The organism is Cupriavidus sp. CER-90 (assembly GCF_057652055.1).
This window is the reverse complement of record NZ_JBYGYM010000002.1, coordinates 1100250-1117223: the sequence shown is the minus strand read 5'-3', so window position 1 is coordinate 1117223 and position 16974 is coordinate 1100250. Positions and strand designations below refer to the sequence as shown.

General features: G+C 67.9%; 16 protein-coding genes and 2 riboswitches. Of the genes, 12 read left to right on the top strand and 4 right to left on the bottom strand.

What is annotated here, in order from left to right; translation table 11 throughout:
* Positions 1–79 precede the first annotated feature (79 nt).
* Entirely contained in the window at positions 80–1774 is a 1695-nt protein-coding gene (locus AC24R4_RS15675; RefSeq protein WP_400391731.1) for an acyl-CoA dehydrogenase family protein, read from the bottom strand.
* 175 nt (positions 1775–1949) lie between these two features.
* A riboswitch (TPP riboswitch) is annotated at positions 1950–2052 on the top strand.
* Positions 2053–2176: 124 nt separating this feature from the next.
* On the opposite strand from AC24R4_RS15675, the gene thiC reads away from it, so the two are divergent.
* The 6 genes from thiC (at position 2177) to AC24R4_RS15645 (ending at position 8566) form a co-directional block, all read left to right on the top strand.
* Positions 2177–4054 (top strand): phosphomethylpyrimidine synthase ThiC, encoded by a 1878-nt coding sequence (thiC, locus tag AC24R4_RS15670; RefSeq protein WP_153949890.1) that lies wholly within the window; start codon positions 2177–2179, stop codon positions 4052–4054.
* A 163-nt stretch (positions 4055–4217) separates the two neighbouring features.
* Positions 4218–5426, top strand: coding sequence for an FAD-dependent oxidoreductase (locus tag AC24R4_RS15665; protein ID WP_400391728.1), 1209 nt, complete (start codon positions 4218–4220; stop codon positions 5424–5426).
* A 12-nt stretch (positions 5427–5438) separates the two neighbouring features.
* Positions 5439–5636 carry a sulfur carrier protein ThiS gene (gene thiS, locus AC24R4_RS15660; RefSeq protein ID WP_092602951.1) on the top strand — a complete coding sequence of 66 codons (198 nt, stop codon included), beginning with the start codon at positions 5439–5441 and terminating at the stop codon, positions 5634–5636.
* Between the two features lie 11 nt (positions 5637–5647).
* Positions 5648–6496 (top strand): thiazole synthase, encoded by an 849-nt coding sequence (locus AC24R4_RS15655; RefSeq protein ID WP_400391724.1) that lies wholly within the window; start codon positions 5648–5650, stop codon positions 6494–6496.
* On the top strand, positions 6493–7623 hold the full coding sequence (locus AC24R4_RS15650; RefSeq protein ID WP_400391722.1) for a thiamine phosphate synthase: 1131 nt from the start codon (positions 6493–6495) through the stop codon (positions 7621–7623). Before AC24R4_RS15655 ends, AC24R4_RS15650 begins: the two co-directional genes overlap by 4 nt.
* 457 nt (positions 7624–8080) lie before the next feature.
* A complete protein-coding gene (locus AC24R4_RS15645) occupies positions 8081–8566 on the top strand; it encodes a PaaI family thioesterase (RefSeq protein ID WP_153949886.1) in 486 nt (161 codons plus the stop codon).
* Here AC24R4_RS15645 and AC24R4_RS15640 read toward each other — a convergent pair.
* Positions 8563–9018, bottom strand: a complete 456-nt coding sequence (locus AC24R4_RS15640; protein ID WP_400393557.1) for a PGDYG domain-containing protein — start codon at positions 9016–9018, stop codon at positions 8563–8565. The genes AC24R4_RS15645 and AC24R4_RS15640 overlap by 4 nt on opposite strands.
* An 18-nt stretch (positions 9019–9036) precedes the next feature.
* A complete protein-coding gene (gene thiD / locus AC24R4_RS15635) occupies positions 9037–9867 on the bottom strand; it encodes a bifunctional hydroxymethylpyrimidine kinase/phosphomethylpyrimidine kinase (RefSeq protein ID WP_400393559.1) in 831 nt (276 codons plus the stop codon).
* A 101-nt stretch (positions 9868–9968) separates the two neighbouring features.
* A riboswitch (S-adenosyl-L-homocysteine riboswitch) is annotated at positions 9969–10041 on the top strand.
* Positions 10042–10182: 141 nt separating this feature from the next.
* Between thiD and ahcY the strand changes: the two genes are divergently transcribed.
* The 5 genes from ahcY to AC24R4_RS15610 all read left to right on the top strand — a co-directional run bounded on the left by ahcY (position 10183) and on the right by AC24R4_RS15610 (position 14155).
* Positions 10183–11601: an adenosylhomocysteinase gene (gene ahcY / locus AC24R4_RS15630; RefSeq protein WP_400393561.1), complete on the top strand. Its 1419-nt coding sequence runs from the start codon at positions 10183–10185 to the stop codon at positions 11599–11601.
* A gap of 150 nt (positions 11602–11751) precedes the next feature.
* The gene (locus AC24R4_RS15625; RefSeq protein WP_153949882.1) at positions 11752–12099 is read left to right on the top strand and encodes a phage holin family protein; all 348 of its coding nucleotides are present in this window, start codon (positions 11752–11754) and stop codon (positions 12097–12099) included.
* A 46-nt stretch (positions 12100–12145) separates the two neighbouring features.
* A complete protein-coding gene (gene metF / locus AC24R4_RS15620; protein WP_153949881.1) occupies positions 12146–12976 on the top strand; it encodes a methylenetetrahydrofolate reductase [NAD(P)H] in 831 nt (276 codons plus the stop codon).
* A 4-nt stretch (positions 12977–12980) separates the two neighbouring features.
* A complete protein-coding gene (locus AC24R4_RS15615; protein WP_400393563.1) occupies positions 12981–13343 on the top strand; it encodes a TfoX/Sxy family protein in 363 nt (120 codons plus the stop codon).
* Between the two features lie 41 nt (positions 13344–13384).
* Positions 13385–14155, top strand: a complete 771-nt coding sequence (locus AC24R4_RS15610; RefSeq protein WP_400393565.1) for a Mut7-C RNAse domain-containing protein — start codon at positions 13385–13387, stop codon at positions 14153–14155.
* 39 nt (positions 14156–14194) lie between these two features.
* Here AC24R4_RS15610 and AC24R4_RS15605 read toward each other — a convergent pair whose 3' ends face one another.
* Positions 14195–14827 carry a 5-formyltetrahydrofolate cyclo-ligase gene (locus AC24R4_RS15605; protein WP_400393567.1) on the bottom strand — a complete coding sequence of 211 codons (633 nt, stop codon included), beginning with the start codon at positions 14825–14827 and terminating at the stop codon, positions 14195–14197.
* 101 nt (positions 14828–14928) lie between these two features.
* Between AC24R4_RS15605 and AC24R4_RS15600 the strand changes: the two genes are divergently transcribed.
* The gene (locus AC24R4_RS15600) at positions 14929–16896 is read left to right on the top strand and encodes a lytic transglycosylase domain-containing protein (protein ID WP_400393568.1); all 1968 of its coding nucleotides are present in this window, start codon (positions 14929–14931) and stop codon (positions 16894–16896) included.
* Positions 16897–16974 lie beyond the last annotated feature (78 nt).

Sequence of the window (16974 nt, the reverse complement as noted above, 5' to 3'; positions counted from 1 at the left end):
TACGGCAGGGGCCCTCCCCCCTGAAGGTGGGGATACTGCCACGCAGCACGCAATGTGCGATGTCCGCACACTATAAGTGTCAGGCGGGCCAGGCGCGGTTGGCGATACGGGCCAAAGTGGCGATATCGGCATCCAGCGTGCCGAACACGCGACCGTGCTGGCGCCCCAGGCGGCTTGCCACGAACTGTTCGGCCGATTCCCGATGCGCGTGGGCGATCATCAGCGCGGCCTGCGCGGTCAGCACGAGGCCCTGCGCAAACCGGCGGGCACTGGCTTCGAGCGCCTCCGCCGGACCGTGGAGCATCGCCTGAAGTGACGCAAGCTCCGCACGTACCAGCGCGTGGCCGTTCGAGAGGCGCGCCAGGTCGTGCAGGATGCGGGCGCCATCATCGGGATTGCGCTGCAGTGCGCGCAGCACGTCCAGGCACATGATGTTGCCCGAGCCTTCCCAGATCGAATTGACCGGCGCCTCGCGGTACAGCCGGGCCATCGGGCCTTCCTCGACATAGCCGTTGCCGCCCCAGACCTCCATCGCCTCGCCGGTGGCTTCCAGCGCACGTTTGCAGATCCAGAACTTGGCGGCCGGCGTCATCACGCGCTTCCAGGCGGCAGCCAACGGGTCTTCCCCGGCATGCTCGAACGCGTGCGCCAGCGCCATCATGATCTGCGTGGCGGCCTCGGATTCCAGCGCCAGATCGGCCAGCACGTTGCGCATCAGCGGCTGGTCGGCGAGCAGCCGGCCAAACGCCATACGGTGGCGCGCGTGATGCAGCGCCTGCACCAGCGCCGCACGCAGCAGCGCGGCGCTGCCGATCACGCAGTCGAGCCGGGTGTTGGTGGCCATCTCGATGATGGTGGGGATGCCGCGGCCTTCCGGACCGATCAGGATGCCGGTGGCGCCCCGGAATTCCACCTCGCTGCTGGCATTGGACTTGTTGCCGAGCTTGTCCTTGAGCCGCTGGATCAGGATCGGATTCTTGCTGCCGTCGTCCCGGAAGCGCGGCACGAAGAAGCACGACAGCGGACCGTCGGCCGCGCCCATGCGCGCCACCACCAGGTGGGCATCGCACATCGGCGCCGAAAAAAACCACTTGTGGCCGGTCAGCGCGTACTCGGCGCCACGGCCTTCGCCGCGCACCGGCATGGCCACGGTGGTATTGGCGCGGACGTCCGAGCCGCCCTGTTTTTCGGTCATGCCCATGCCGATCATCACGGCGGTCTTGTCGCGCCAGGGCAGGTCGCGCGGATCGTGCCCGGTCGAGAACAGCCGGGCCTGCAGATCCCGATAGAGCGCCGGTTCCTTGCTGAGCACCGGGATGCTGGCAAACGTCATCGTGGTGGGGCAGAGCGCGCCCGATTCCACCTGGGCCTGCAGGAAATAGCCGGCCGTGCGTGCCACCCACGCGCCCTCGCGCGGTTGCGCGAAAGGCAGCGCCTGCAGTTGCTGGCTGCGCAGCAGGGCCAGCAGGTGATGCCAGGCGGGGTGGAACTGCACCTGGTCGATCCGTTCGCCGGTGCGGCTGTGGGTGTGCAGCGTCGGGGTCAGGCGGTTGGCATCCGCCGCCCATGCCTGCACTTCGGGGTCGCCAAGCCGGGCGCCATAGCCGGACAGCGCGTCGGCATGCCACGTCCCGCCCAGCCGATCCAGCGCGGCACGCAGGCCGGGGTCGGCGTCGAACAGGTTGTAGTGGGCAAGGTCGGGCACCTGGTTGAACACGCTGTGGGTGTCTGCGATGCGGGCGTGATCGACGTCGGCGGCGGGTGTGGCGGTCATGGCATCTCCTGGGGCGGCAATGCTTGTCGGCACTTCGGCGGGCTGCGGCCATGGTACGGCAACTTCCCGGTTCGCAATGCTGCAAGGCACCATGATTCCGATACCGTGAAGCACGACAGCTGGAACCGAATTTCGGGTGGCGCGGGGCCGGGGCTTGTGCTTAAATTCACCCCGTTGGATGAAACAGGGGTGCCGTCCGGATGGGCCGGGCGCGCTGAGAGAGTCCCTTCGAACCCGATCCGGCTAGTACCGGCGTGGGAAGTTTCACAAAAACCGATTTGCCTCTTGTCCCGCGGGAAAGCCGCCTTTGCCGCACCGGGACGCCGCCGCCGGCCATGCCGCGCAGGCCGGCTCACAGGGCTCCTGGTTTCGTCCATCCCCGCAAGAGAGAGGACGACACCCATGGCCCGTACTGCCCCCGCCGCATCGTTTGAGTCGCTGGAAAGCGATCTCGACCAGAAATTTGCCTATCCGGCATCGACCAAGACCTACCTGACGGGCAGCCGCCCCGATATCCGCGTGCCGCTGCGCACGATCCTGCAGACCGCCACCCGCACCGAAAAGGGCGAGATGGCAAATCCGCCAATTCCCGTCTACGACACCTCGGGCCCGTACAGCGACCCCGACGTGCATATCGACCTGAAGGCCGGCCTGCCGCCCGTGCGCGCCAAGTGGATCGAAGAGCGCAACGATACCGAAGTGCTGTCCGGCCTGTCGTCGGAATATGGCCTGGCGCGCGCCAACGACCCCGCCACGGCGCACCTGCGCTTTGCCCAGCTGACCAACCCGCGCCGCGCCAAGGCCGGTGCCAACGTGTCGCAGATGCACTATGCGCGCAAGGGCATCATCACGCCCGAGATGGAATACGTGGCGCTGCGCGAATCGCTGAACCTGCAGGCGCTGTACGACAAGCCCGAATACAAGGCGCTGCTGCGCCAGCATCCCGGCAATGCGCTGGGCGCCGCGCTGCCGCTGCGTCCGGAAGACATGACGCCGGAATTCGTGCGCCGCGAAGTGGCCGCCGGCCGCGCGATCATCCCGGCCAACATCAACCACACGGAACTGGAGCCGATGGCCATCGGCCGCAACTTCCGCGTGAAGATCAACGGCAACCTGGGCAATTCGGCGGTGACGTCGTCGCTGGCCGAGGAAGTGGAAAAGATGGTCTGGTCGATCCGCTGGGGCGCCGACACCATCATGGACCTGTCCACGGGCAAGCACATCCACGAAACGCGCGAATGGATCCTGCGCAACTCGCCGGTGCCCATCGGCACGGTGCCGATCTACCAGGCGCTGGACAAGACCGGCGGCATCGCCGAGGACCTGACCTGGGAAATGTTCCGCGACACGCTGATCGAGCAGGCCGAGCAGGGCGTGGACTACTTCACGATCCACGCCGGCGTGCTGCTGCGCTACGTGCCGCTGACCGCCGACCGCGTGACCGGCATCGTGTCGCGCGGCGGCTCGATCATGGCCAAGTGGTGCCTGGCGCACCACAAGGAAAACTTCCTGTACACGCACTTCGACGAGATCTGCGAAATCATGAAGGCGTACGACGTGTCGTTCAGCCTCGGCGACGGCCTGCGTCCGGGCTGTATCGCCGATTCGAACGACGACGCCCAGTTCGGAGAACTGCGCACGCTGGGCGAACTGACCGCCAAGGCGTGGGAGCACGACGTGCAGGTGATGATCGAAGGCCCGGGCCACGTGCCGCTGCAGCGCATCCAGGCCAACATGGACGAGGAACTGAAGCACTGCTACGAAGCCCCGTTCTACACGCTGGGACCGCTGGTGACCGACATCGCGCCGGGCTACGACCACATCACCAGCGGCATTGGCGCCGCCAACATCGGCTGGATGGGCACGGCCATGCTGTGCTACGTCACGCCGAAGGAGCACCTGGGCCTGCCGGACAAGGAAGACGTGCGCGAAGGCATCATCACGTACAAGATCGCCGCCCATGCCGCCGACCTGGCCAAGGGCTGGCCCGGCGCGCAGCTGCGCGATAATGCGCTGTCCAAGGCACGTTTCGAGTTCCGCTGGGAAGACCAGTTCAACCTGGGCCTCGATCCGGAGCGCGCACGGTCGTTCCACGACGCCACGCTGCCGGCCGAAGGCGCCAAGATCGCCCACTTCTGCTCGATGTGCGGGCCGAAGTTCTGCTCGATGAAAATCACGCAGGAAGTGCGCGACTACGCGGCATCGCTGCCGGCTGCCCAGAAGGGAATGGAAGAGAAGTCGATCGAGTTCGTGAAGTCGGGCTCGAAGATCTACTCGTAAGCGTTGTCTTGCAGGACGGGCGGCCGCCCACGCGGCGCCGCCTGGCAGTACCGTAGCACCTGAGAGTTCCGCGCGCGGCGCCCCCACGCAGCGCGGCGGTATTCACCCAACCGGAGGCCGGTCGGCGCCACTTACCTGGCCAATGCCGCCGGCATACAAGCCCATGACAGCAGTACAGTCCTTCGATGTCGCCATTCTCGGCGCCGGCCTGGCCGGGCGGATTTCCGCCTGGCTGCTGGTGCGTGCCGGTGCCCGTGTGGCGCTGGTGGAGCGTGGCGGCCCCGACGGCAGCGGCTCGGCCGCGCACGTGGCCGCGGCCATGCTGGCGCCGCTGGCCGAATCGGCCATCGCCGAACGGCGCATCGTCGACCTCGGCATTGCCAGCGTCGACCTCTGGCGCACCTGGATCCAGGAACTGCCCGAGCCCGTGTTCTTCCAGGAGGACGGCACGCTGGTGGTCTGGCATGCGCGGGACCGCAGCGAAGTGTCGCTGTTCACCAGCCGCATGCGCGCCGTCGCCCCGCCGGAACTGGTGCAGGCGCGCCTGCGCGCGCTGGACGGCAAGGGCGTGGCCGATGTGGAACCCGAGCTGGCCGGGCGCTTCCCGCAAGGCCTGCTGCTGCAGGGCGAAGGCCAGCTCGACAATCGTGGCGCGCTGCGGGCCCTGCTCCACTGTGCCATCGACGAAGGGCTGCATTGCGTGTGGGAGGCCGGCGAGATCGACGCCGAATCGCTGCCATCGCTGGGCATCAAGGCCGACGTGGTGCTCGATTGCCGCGGCCTGGGCGCCCGGGGCGCCTGGATGGACCAGGACGCGCAGGGCAACCCCGTGCCGGGTCTGCGTGGCCTGCGCGGCGAAGTGGTGCGCGTGCATGCGCCCGACGTGAAGCTGCACCGGCCGGTGCGCCTGCTGCATCCGCGCTACCCGATCTACATCGCACCGAAGCCGAACGACCTGTACGTGATCGGCGCCACCGAAATCGAAAGCGAGGACGATTCGCCGATGAGCGTGCGCTCCGCGCTGGAACTGCTGTCGGCCGCGCACTCGCTGCATCCCGCCTTTGGCGAGGCGCGGGTGCTGGAACTGAACGTGCAGCGCCGCCCGACGCGCCCGGACCACCTGCCGTCCATCCGCGTGGACCAGCGTGCGCGCGTGGTGCGCATCAACGGGCTGTATCGCCATGGCTGGCTGATCGCGCCGGCCGTGACGGAAGCGGCCTGCCACGTGGTGCGTGCCCTGCTCAACGACGATCCCGCCGCCTATGCCGTGCCGTCCGCGCTGCGCTGGCCCGGCATGATCCAGCAGGTGCGCGAGGTGGTCTGCCCCGCGCCGAGCGTGGTCGTCAACACCGGCGGCGGCACGCTGCATTAACCGATAACCATCATGCAAATCCTGCTCAATGGCCAACCGCTCGACGTGCCGGACGCCGCCACGCTGGCCGACGCCGTGACGGCGGCAGCCATCGCGCCGCCGTTCGCCGCCGCGGTGAACGGCCAGTTCGTGCCGCGCGCCGCGCATGCGGCCACATCGCTCAATGCGGGCGACCAGATCGACCTCGTGCAACCGGTAACGGGCGGCTAAAGGGACTCTCCATGACATTCGAACCTGCTGAAACCCTGCGCGACCCGTTCGTGCTGTACGGCGAATCCTTCGATTCGCGCCTGCTGCTGGGCACCGCGCGCTATCCGTCGCCGGCCACGCTGCAGGCCGCGGTGGAAGCATCGCGCCCGGCCATGATCACCGTGGCCCTGCGCCGCCAGACCGCCATCGGCAGCGGCGACGGCCAGACGCTGGGCGGTGACACCTTCTGGCAGATGCTGCGCTCGCTGGGCGTGCCCGTGCTGCCCAACACCGCCGGCTGCTTCACCGCGCAGGAAGTCATCACCACGGCGATGATGGCGCGCGAGGTCTTCGAGACCGACTGGATCAAGCTGGAACTGATCGGCGACGACTACACGCTGCAGCCCGACACGCTGAACCTGCCGGCCGTGGCCGAGACGCTGATCAAGGAAGGCTTCAAGGTGCTGCCGTACTGCACCGAGGACCTGGTACTGTGCCGCCGCCTGCTCGACGTGGGCTGCCAGGCGCTGATGCCCTGGGCGGCCCCGATCGGCACCGGCCGTGGCGCCGTGAATCCGCACGCCATGCGCACGCTGCGCGACCGCCTGCCCGACACGCCGCTGATCGTCGATGCCGGCCTGGGCCTGCCGTCGCACGCGGCGCAGGTACTGGAGTGGGGCTACGACGGCGTGCTGCTGAACACCGCCGTGGCGCAGGCCGCGTACCCGGTGAACATGGCGCGCGCGTTTGCGCTGGCCGTGGAAGCCGGCCGCACCGCCTACCTGGCCGGGCCGATGCCCGAGCGCGAGGTGGCGCAGGCCAGCACACCGGTGGTCGGCATGCCGTTCTGGCACGCCGAAGGCGCGGAGGATCGCGCATGACGCGCCAGGGGGTTGCCGCGGCCATCGATGCCGCACTGTTCGAAGACGTGATGCGGCGCTTTGCCGCGATGTTCGGCCGCGACGAATCGCCGTGGCAGGTGTGGCCGCTGGCCAATGCCCCGGCCACGCTGGGCCGTCACGACGTGGTGCTGTCGGACGGCGAGGCTGCCGCCGACCTCATCGACCGCGTGGCGGCGGCCAATGCCGTGCTGATCGTGTCCGAGCGCGAAGGCGGCCGCTGGATCGACACGGTGCGCTCGTGGATGGGCACCTGGGTGTTCGATTCGCACGCCGACGATGACACCGTGCACTCGCCGGGCTTCGTGGCGGTGCTGGCGGCGGCGCTGTCGCTGCATTTTCCCGCGCACGACGCGCTGTGCATCGCCCGCGCCTGGGAGCCGGGCAGCACCGCGTGGCCCGGCGATTTCGCGCGCTTCCCGCGCGTGCGCCATGCCGCGCTGGTCTCGCCCGACCAGCCGGCGCCGGCCTTTGCGCCGTGCCCGCCCGATCTTGGCCTGTATGCGGTCATGCCAACCGCCGCCTGGATCGAGCAGCTCGTGCCGCTGCAGGTGCCAACCGTGCAGCTGCGCTTCAAGTCGGCCGACCCCGCCGAGGTGAAGGCCGAAGTGGTGCGGGCGGCCAACGCCGCCAAGGGTTCGACATCGCGCCTGTTCATCAATGACCACTGGCGCGTGGCGGTCGACCATCACGCGGCCTGCGGCGGCGACAGCGGCATCTATGGCATCCACCTGGGCCAGGAAGACCTGGACGAGGCGGATCTCGATGCCATCCGCGCCTCGGGCCTGCGCCTGGGCGTGTCGACGCACGGCTACGCCGAGATGCTGCGCGTGGCGGCGATCCGGCCCAGCTACCTGGCGCTGGGCGCGATTTTTCCGACCACGACCAAGGTCATGCCGACCCAGCCGCAAGGCATGGGCCGCTTCCAGTCATATGTGACGCTGATGAAGCCAGTAATGCCGTCGCTGGTGGGCATCGGTGGGGTGAACGCCGGCAATATGCGCGAAGTGCTCGATGTTGGCGTGGGCAGCGCCGCCGTGGTGCGGGCGATCACGGAAGCCAGCGATGTGCCGGCGGCGGTGGCGGGGCTCAACGCCTTGTTTGCCTGATGGTCGCTGGCTGAACGGTTTTACCCGCTCCCCAAACCGCGCTGAGGGAGCGAACCGCCGGCGCTTGATATTTCCTCGGTTTGCTCCCCTCTCCCGCGCGCGGGAGAGGGGCGGGGGAGAGGGCAGGCGCATGGGGTGCTAACGCGGCTCGGCAAGTGCGGACACGCTTGCCCTCTCCCCCAACCCCTCTCCCGCAGGCGGGAGAGGGGAGCCGCACCCTCCGGTGAGAGCAAGGGCCGCAATCTTCAAGCGCCCTGAAAGCAAAGCAAATCCGTCCCCCCTGCGCTGCCGCGACGGTTTTCTCCCCCGAAGATTCGCTGCCGCGTTTTTCTCCCCTCTCCCGCATGGCGGCCGGGGGAGAGGGCTGGCGTATCAAGAACTCACAGATTGGGCGCTGACCGGCCACCCCGGCTGGTCGCGACCGGACAATCCGCATATCCTCTCCATCCAGTCACCAATGGATAGAGGTTCCGCAGTACGGAACGGGACCCGCAGAGAGGAAACAGCAGTGAACGAGATCATCCCCGCCGCCCCGGGCACCCCCGACAAGCCCTATTTCGGTATCGAGATTCCGCTGATGCGCCTGCTGGGCCTGCAGCCGGTGCATATGGAGGAAGGGCTATGCCGTACGCGCCTGCCGGCCAGCCCGAACGTGGTGAACAGCCGTGGCGACGTGCATGGCGGCACGCTGATGGCCGTGCTGGACTTCACGCTGAGCGGCGCGGCGCGCTCGCATGCGCCGCTGGATGTGGGCGTGATCACGATCGACATGTCCACGCATTTCCTGGCCGCCGCGCGCGGCGCGCTGACGTTCGAGGCGCGCATCCTGCGCCGGGGCGCCAAGATCGCCTTCTGCGAGGGCGAGGCCCGCGACGCATCGGGCACGGTCTGCTGCGTGGCCCGCGCGTCGTTCAAGCTGGTGCAGCTGGCCGGCGGGAACTAGGCGTCCGGCCCGTCCGGCGGGCCTTCCGTGGGGCGATAGACCGCCAGGAACCTTGCGCGCTCGGTGATGCCATAGTCGCCGGGCGCGTATTGCATCAGCCAGTCGCCCGGCTTGCCGGTCAGCACATCGCCGCCGGCCGAGCGTTCCAGCGCGAACGCGACCGGCATTTCCTTGACCAGCACCGGCACCGGCTTGTTGCGATACGGGCCGGCCTCGCCGTGCGCGTTCGGCCCCACGGCCACATAGCGCGCGTCGAAACGCCCGCGCGACACCACCCAGCGGTCGCCCGTGGCGCCGGTCACGATGGCATCCCCGCGCTGGTAGCGGTTCGGCCCCTCGCGGCTGATCAGTTCGCCGGGCTCGGCGGCAAACGCCACCTGCACGGTTTCGTCCTTCACGTACCAGCGCGCGGCGGGATCGTCGCGCAGGTCGATGTTTTTCAGGGTTTCCATGTCGAATCCGATGCCGCGTCAGCCCAGCGGGCGCGGGGCGAAGCTGTGGTTGAGCGGGCCGTTGCCGGCACCCAGGCGCAGTGGCGCGCCAGCCGCGATGGCCCGGGCCACGTAGTCCAGCGCGGTGCCCACGGCGTCGGGCAGCGCGTCGCCGCGCGCCAGTTGCGACGCGATGGCCGCCGCCAGCGTGCAGCCGGTGCCGTGCAGGTTGGGGGTGTCGATACGCGGATGCGTGTAGATGCGCGTGGTGCCGTCGGCCAGCATCAGCAGGTCGTCCAGGCCGGTGGCGCCGGGGCCATCGTCCTCCAGGTGCCCGCCCTTGAGCAGCACGGCATGGCAGCCCATCGCCAGCAGGTCGGCGGCGGCGGCTTCCATCTCGGCCCGGCGCGCGATGCGGCGCCCCAGCAGGTACGAGGCTTCCGGCAGGTTCGGCGTGACCAGGATGGCGCGCGGGAAGAGCTGCTTCACCATGGCCTGGCTGGTGGCGTCGTCCGACAGCGTGGCGCCCGACGTGGAGATCATGACCGGATCGACCACGAGCTTGCGGATGCCGTGCCGGTCCACCGCGCCGGCCACGGCCTCGACGATGGCCGCCGTGCCGAGCATGCCGGTCTTGGCGGCATCCACGCCGATGTCGCTGGCCACGGCATCGATCTGGGCGGCCACCATGTCGGCCGGAATGGCGTGCACCCCGGTCACCCCGAGCGTGTTCTGGGCCGTGATGGCGGTGATCGCGCTCATGCCGAAGCAGCCGAGCGCGGCAAATGTCTTCAGGTCCGCCTGGATGCCGGCGCCGCCGCCGGAGTCGGAACCGGCGATGGTCAGGGTGCGGGGTGGCGTGGGGAGCATGTGCAAGGCAGGAACGGGACGGGAACGGTCCGAAACAATTAGGCGGGAAAAAATCTGGCATTTCTGCCTGCTCGGCGCGAACAGGCACGCTACAATACCGCCACTCCGAGGAGCGTTGCAACGGATGCCCTGCCATCCGCCAGGCTCGGAATGTCTCAACGGCGCTCGCTGTTCCGTGGTTCGCACGGGGCGCGAGTCGACCTGTCTGCCCGTCATGGCCTCACGTGAGGCGCCCGTGACGCGGCCAGGCCCTGGGTTCATGGGCCTTATCCGTCTCCCGTCCCGCGTATGCGCCACTCTTACATCGGAGTGAACATGAACGCTGTGACTGACCTGAAGCAAGACTACCTGATCGCCGACATCGGCCTGGCCGGCTGGGGCCGCAAGGAAATCGCGATCGCCGAGACCGAAATGCCCGGCCTGATGGCCATCCGCGACGAATTCGCCGCTGCGCAGCCGCTCAAGGGCGCCCGCATCGCCGGTTCGCTGCATATGACGATTCAGACCGCCGTGCTGATCGAAACGCTCAAGGCACTGGGCGCCGACGTGCGCTGGGCCTCGTGCAACATCTTCTCGACCCAGGACCACGCCGCCGCCGCCATCGCCGCATCGGGCACGCCGGTGTTCGCGTTCAAGGGCGAGTCGCTCAAGGAATACTGGGACTTCACCCACCGCATCTTCGACTGGGCCGACGGCGGCACGCCGAACATGATCCTGGACGACGGCGGCGACGCCACGCTGCTGCTGCACCTGGGCGCCCGCGCCGAGAAGGACGCATCGCTGATCAGCAAGCCGACCAGCGAGGAAGAAACCTACCTGTTCGCCGCCATCAAGGAGAAGCTGGCCAAGGATGCCACCTGGTACAGCCGCAACCTGGCCGCCATCCGCGGCGTGACCGAGGAAACCACCACGGGCGTGCACCGCCTGTACCAGATGGCCCAGCGCGGCGAACTGAAGTTCCCGGCCATCAACGTCAACGACTCGGTGACCAAGAGCAAGTTCGACAACCTGTATGGCTGCCGCGAATCGCTGGTGGACGGCATCAAGCGCGCCACCGACGTGATGATCGCCGGCAAGGTCGCCGTGGTTGCCGGCTACGGCGACGTGGGCAAGGGCAGCGCCCAGGCCCTGCGCGCGCTGTCGGCCCAGGTGTGGGTCACCGAAATCGACCCGATCTGCGCACTGCAGGCCGCCATGGAAGGCTACCGCGTGGTGACGATGGACTACGCCGCCGAGCACGGCGACATCTTCGTGACCTGCACCGGCAACTACCACGTGATCACGCATGACCACATGGCCCGCATGAAGGACCAGGCCATCGTCTGCAACATCGGCCACTTCGACAACGAGATCGACATCGCATCGGTCGAGAAGTACGAATGGGAGGAGATCAAGCCGCAGGTGGACCACGTCAAGTTCCCGGACGGCAAGAAGATCATCATCCTGGCCAAGGGCCGCCTGGTGAACCTGGGCTGCGCCACGGGCCACCCGTCGTACGTGATGAGCAGCTCGTTCGCCAACCAGACGATCGCCCAGATCGAACTGTGGGCCGAGCGCGACAGCGGCAAGTACCCGGTGGGCGTCTACACGCTGCCGAAGCACCTGGACGAGAAGGTGGCGCGCCTGCAGCTGAAGAAGCTGAACGCGCAGCTGACCGAGCTGACCGAGCAGCAGGCCGCCTACATCGGCGTGCAGAAGCAGGGCCCGTACAAGGCCGACCACTACCGCTACTGATCGGCCACGTCTGCCCCGACCCCCGGTTTGCGCCCCTCTCCCGCATGCGGGAGGGGGGCCGGGGCAGAGGGCATTGAGCCAGCTGTGCGACACCCCATCGCGCAGACCGTGCACAAATAGTGTCATCCCACCAATAACAAGGGAGTTGCAATGAGACTGTTGGCCGTCTGGATCATCAACGCCGCGTCGCTGTTCCTGGTGAGCTATCTGATCGGCGGGATCGAACTGCGCGGATTTGGCGCGGCGATGATTGCCGCGCTGGTGCTGGGTCTGGTCAATACGCTGATCCGGCCGATCCTGGTCATCCTGACCCTGCCGGTGACGCTGCTGACGCTGGGGCTGTTCATCTTCGTCATCAACGCGCTGCTGTTCCTGTTCGTCGGCAACCTGCTGCAGGGGTTTGTCGTGGCCGGATTTGGCGCCGCGCTGCTTGGCTCGATTCTCTATAGCGTGATCTCCACGATTCTCGCCAGCGTACTGCTTGGCGACCGGGACTAAGCGCGACTGAAATTCTTCGGGGCGCCGCGCGTGCGGCGTGCCAACCATGACTGATCGCTACTACAGCTTCGAATTCTTCCCGCCCAAGACGGCGGAGGGCGCCGAGAAACTGCGCAACACCCGCGCCCAGCTGGCACCGCTGCAGCCGAAGTACATCTCGGTGACATTCGGCGCCGGCGGCACCACGCAGCAGGGCACGCTCGACGCCGTGCTGGAAATCCAGCGCGAGGGTATCGAGGCGGCGCCGCACCTGTCGTGCGTGGGGTCGTCGCGCGAGAGCATCCGCGACATCCTCAAGACCTATCGCGACGGCGGTATCCGCCATATCGTCGCGCTGCGCGGCGACATGCCGTCCGGCATGGGCGAGATCGGCGAATTCCGCTACGCCAACGAACTGGTGGAGTTCATCCGCGCCGAAACCGGCGACTGGTTCAACATCGAGGTGGCGGCCTATCCCGAATACCACCCGCAGGCCCGTTCGCCGCGCCACGACCTGGACAACTTCGTGCGCAAGGTGAAGGCCGGCGCGAACTCGGCCATCACGCAGTATTTCTTCAACGCCGACGCCTACTTCCGCTTTGTCGACGATGTCCGCGCGATGGGCGTGGAAGTGCCGATCGTGCCCGGCATCATGCCGATCACCAACTACTCGCAGCTGATGCGTTTTTCCGAGATGTGCGGCGCCGAAGTGCCGCGCTGGGTGGCGAAGCGGCTCGAATCGTTCGGCGACGACAAGGAGTCGATCCGCGCGTTCGGCCTGGACGTGGTGACGGCGCTGTGCGAACGCCTGCTGGCTTCGGGCGTGCCCGGCCTGCATTTCTACACGCTGAACACGGCCGGCGCCACCAAGGCCATCTGGCAGCGGCTCAAGCTCTGATCGCATGCCCGCCGCGCGCCGTCCGGACCCGTTCGTCGAGCATCTGCTGGAACTGATGGCGCCGCTGGCGGCCAGCATCGGGCCGGTCACGGCCAGGCGGATGTTTGGCGGTCATGGCCTGTTCTATGACGGGCTGATGTTCGCGCTGGCCAGCGGCGGCCAGTGCTACCTGAAGGCGGACGACATCACGCTGCCCCGCTTCGCGGCCGAAGGCAGCGAGCCGTTCCGCTACCAGTCGGCCCGGCGCGAGGTGACGATGCGTCACTACCTGAGCCTGCCGGCGGCCTGCCTGGAGTCGCCGTCCGCCATGACGCCCTGGGCGCGCATGGCCGTGGAAGCCGCGCTGCGGCTGGGCAACGCGAAGTAGGCATATCGGCAACCGGGGGCGATGGTGGCATACTCGCCGCCATGGTCACCGCCACCTTCCGTTTCTACGAGGAACTGAACGACTTTCTGGCGCCATCGCAGCGCCGCCGGGACCTGTCGTGCCCCTGCGCGCGCGCCGCCACGGTCAAGCACATGATCGAGGCGCTAGGCGTGCCGCATACCGAGGTGGAACTGATCCTCGTGAACGGCGAATCGGTGCCGTTCGAGCGCCTCGTCGAGGACGGCGACCGCGTCGCCGTTTATCCAAAATTCGAATCCCTCGACGTGACGCCGCTGCTGCGCGTGCGCGAGCATCCGCTGCGCAACCTCCGCTTTGTCGCCGATGCGCATCTGGGCGGCCTGGCGCACCTGCTGCGCATGACCGGCTTCGACACGCTCTACGACAACCACTTCGAAGACAGCGAGATTGCCCGCATCGCGGCCGACGAGCAGCGCATCGTGCTGACGCGCGACCGCGAACTGCTCAAGCGCCGCGAAATCACGCACGGCTGCTATGTGCGGGCGATCAAATCGACGCCGCAGGCACAGGAGATCTTCGCGCGGCTCGACCTGGCACGCAGCGCCCGCCCGTTCTCGCTCTGCCTGACCTGCAACGTGCCGCTGCAACGCATCGACAAGGCCGACGCGCAGGGCCGCGTGCCGGACGGCGTGTTCGCGCGCCACGACCGCTTTGTCACATGCCCGCATTGCCGCAGGGTGTTCTGGGAAGGCTCGCACTGGAGGCGGATGCGCGAGCTGGTGGAGGGGTTGGTGCGCGCCACGGAGCCCGCCCCGGACGATGCGCCAGGCTGATCGGCCAGCCGGCTTGCCGGAGGAAACCCGGCGCGGGTGCTACCGCACCCCGCGCTCCGTCACCATCCAGTCCATCGGCAGGTCGTGCGCCTGTGCAACAAGCGGGATCTCGCAGGCGTCGAAGCCGATGCCGATGGCGATGGGCGTGACGCCAAGCCCGGCCAGGGCCGCCAGGGTGCGGTCGTAGAAGCCGCCGCCGTAGCCGAGGCGGAACTTGTTGGCGCTGAAACCGACACAGGGAATGAGCAGCGCGTCGGGCGTCACGGCCTCCGTGCCGTCGGGTACCGGAATGCCGTAGTGTCCGGCGCGCATCGTCGTGTCAGGGGTCCAGAAATGGAAATCGAGCGGCGTGCCCGGGGCCGAGACCACGGGCAGGGCGGCCACGCGGCCGGGCATCCCGGCCAGCCAGCGCGCCACCGTGCCGCGGGCGTCGAATTCCTCCTGGATCGGCCAGTAGAACCCCAGCTTCCGTACGCCCAGGCGTTCCAGCAGGGCGCCCAGCGCCTGGTCGATAGCGGTATCGGATGCGGCACGATCGGGCAGCGCGGCGCGCCGCGCCAGCAGGTCGCGGCGGAGGGCGCGCCGGTCATTGGCGGGGGCGGCAGGCTGGTCCGTGACGGCCTGGAATTGACGGGCGTCCGGCCCGTTGTCCGGGGCTTGGGATGGGGGCATGGCGTGCAATAATGACCGCGATCAGACAATCAGAAACAGATGAAGGATGCGTGCCTGTCTTCGTGAATGGGCACGCGCCACCACATAAGGGATAGCCAAGAATGTCGAAGGGAGTATATCTGCGCCGGGCCGGCCGCTTCGCCTGGCTCGCGTTCGCAGGCGCGGTGCTGGCCATGCCGGCATACGCGCAGAAGAAGCCGGCGCCGTCGCGTCCGGCGCCGCAGCAGCCGGCCGCGTCGACGATGATTCCGTCCAGCCCGGACGATGCCTTCGTGGCGCTGCGCGAAGCGGCCCGCAAGAACGACGTGGACCGCGCCGCCGCCATTTCGGCCACGCTGGTCGACTACCCGATTCCGTCGTACGTCGAATACTTCCGCATCAAGCCGCAGATGTTCGATACCGGCGGCCAGGCGCGCATCGACGCGCCCGACGCCGAAGTGGCGGCGTTCCTGCAGCGTTACCAGGGCGAGGCGATTGCCGACCGCATGCGCAACGACTGGCTGCTGGTGCTGGGCAAGAAGCGCGACTGGGCCAATTTCGATATCCAGTACCCGCAGTTCGTGCTCAAGGACGACACGCAGGTGGAGTGCTACGCGCTGCTGTCGAAGGCGCTCAAGGGCCAGAACGTGGCCGCCGAGGCGCGCGCCACGCTGGTGGATCCGCGCTACTACGGCGACGGCTGCGTCGATCTGGTGGGCTACCTGGCGCAGAGCCAGCAGATCCAGCGTAGCGACGTGGCGTTCCAGGCACGCCAGGCGCTGGAACAGAACTACACGACGCTGGCCGCGAAGATCGCGGCCGCCGTGCCCGATGCACGCGTGGACAGCGACGCGCTGGCCACCGTGGTCAAGATGGCCCGCAACGACCCGTCGCAGGCCGCGTCGTACCTGAACACCATCGCCGGCGGCCTGTCGCGCGACGAGCAAGGCGCCGCCTGGGGCGTGGTTGGCCAGTACGCGGCCAAGAAGCTGATGCCGGAAGCCGCGGGCTACTACCGCCGCCAGATGGACCTGGGCGGCAACCAGTGGCTGTCGGACGAAACGCAGGAGTGGCGCGTGCGCGCCGCGTTGCGCCAGGGCGACTGGAAGCAGGTGCGCCAGTCGATCGAACTGATGCGCCCCGAGCTGCGCGCCAAGGACCCGGCGTGGACATACTGGTACGCCCGCGCGCTGAAGGCCGACGGCCGTGGCGCCGAAGCCCAGGCGCAATTCCAGTCGATCGCGGGCCAGTTCCATTTCTACGGCCAGCTGGCCAGCGAGGAACTGGGCAGCCGGATCACGCTGCCGGCCCGCACCACGGTCAGCGACGCCGAGGCCATGGCCATGCGCACGCGACCCGGCTTTGTCCGCGCGCAGAAGTTCTATGACCTGAACCTGCGCTTCGAGGGCAACCGCGAGTGGAACTGGGAACTGCGCGGCATGAGCGATCGCGAACTGATCGCTGCCGCCGAGTACGCGCGCAAGATCGACCTGCTGGACCGCACGGTCAACACGTCGGACCGTACGAAGGCCGAACACGATTTCGCCCAGCGTTTTCCGATGCCGTATCGCGACATCATGCAGCGGGCCACCGATGACGTGGGCCTGGACATGGCCTGGGCATATGGCCTGATCCGTCAGGAATCGCGCTTCATCATGAATGCGCGCTCGTCGGCGGGTGCGCACGGCCTGATGCAGGTGATGCCGGCCACGGCCAGGTACGTGGCGAAGAAGATCGGCATGGCCGACTTCTCGCCGTCGATGATGGGTGACCCCAATATCAATATCCTGCTCGGTACAAATTACATGAGCATGGTACTGACGGACCTCGACAGCTCGTGGACGCTGGCGTCCGCCGGGTACAACGCCGGCCCGGGACGCCCGAAATCGTGGCGTTCGAGCCTGTCGCGGCCCGTGGAAGGCGCGATCTTTGCAGAGACGATCCCGTTCACGGAAACGCGAACGTATGTCAAGAATGTGCTTTCCAACGCGACGTACTATGCTGCATTGATGAGTGGCCGTCCCCAGTCGCTGAAAGACCGGCTTGGGGTGGTCGCGCCGTCCTCGGTCACGACGACCAGCCTGCCCTGACCCTGTAAGCCCCGCATGGGGCGGGGCGGCGGCTCCGTGACTGTCGGGACGCGTGCATCACGCAGCGTCACACGAATC

Bases quoted from the DNA above. Each gene is read 5' to 3' on its own strand.
- AC24R4_RS15600 (WP_400393568.1), top strand. From the start codon at position 14,929: ATGTCGAAGGGAGTATATCTGCGCCGGGCCGGCCGCTTCGCCTGGCTC.
- ahcY (WP_400393561.1), top strand. From the start codon at position 10,183: ATGAACGCTGTGACTGACCTGAAGCAAGACTACCTGATCGCCGACATC.
- AC24R4_RS15615 (WP_400393563.1), top strand. From the start codon at position 12,981: ATGCCCGCCGCGCGCCGTCCGGACCCGTTCGTCGAGCATCTGCTGGAA.
- thiS (WP_092602951.1), top strand. From the start codon at position 5,439: ATGCAAATCCTGCTCAATGGCCAACCGCTCGACGTGCCGGACGCCGCC.
- AC24R4_RS15645 (WP_153949886.1), top strand. From the start codon at position 8,081: ATGGATAGAGGTTCCGCAGTACGGAACGGGACCCGCAGAGAGGAAACA.
- AC24R4_RS15610 (WP_400393565.1), top strand. From the start codon at position 13,385: ATGGTCACCGCCACCTTCCGTTTCTACGAGGAACTGAACGACTTTCTG.
- AC24R4_RS15675 (WP_400391731.1), bottom strand. From the start codon at position 1,774: ATGACCGCCACACCCGCCGCCGACGTCGATCACGCCCGCATCGCAGAC.
- AC24R4_RS15655 (WP_400391724.1), top strand. From the start codon at position 5,648: ATGACATTCGAACCTGCTGAAACCCTGCGCGACCCGTTCGTGCTGTAC.
- metF (WP_153949881.1), top strand. From the start codon at position 12,146: ATGACTGATCGCTACTACAGCTTCGAATTCTTCCCGCCCAAGACGGCG.
- AC24R4_RS15665 (WP_400391728.1), top strand. From the start codon at position 4,218: ATGACAGCAGTACAGTCCTTCGATGTCGCCATTCTCGGCGCCGGCCTG.
- AC24R4_RS15625 (WP_153949882.1), top strand. From the start codon at position 11,752: ATGAGACTGTTGGCCGTCTGGATCATCAACGCCGCGTCGCTGTTCCTG.
- AC24R4_RS15605 (WP_400393567.1), bottom strand. From the start codon at position 14,827: ATGCCCCCATCCCAAGCCCCGGACAACGGGCCGGACGCCCGTCAATTC.
- AC24R4_RS15640 (WP_400393557.1), bottom strand. From the start codon at position 9,018: ATGGAAACCCTGAAAAACATCGACCTGCGCGACGATCCCGCCGCGCGC.
- thiC (WP_153949890.1), top strand. From the start codon at position 2,177: ATGGCCCGTACTGCCCCCGCCGCATCGTTTGAGTCGCTGGAAAGCGAT.
- thiD (WP_400393559.1), bottom strand. From the start codon at position 9,867: ATGCTCCCCACGCCACCCCGCACCCTGACCATCGCCGGTTCCGACTCC.
- AC24R4_RS15650 (WP_400391722.1), top strand. From the start codon at position 6,493: ATGACGCGCCAGGGGGTTGCCGCGGCCATCGATGCCGCACTGTTCGAA.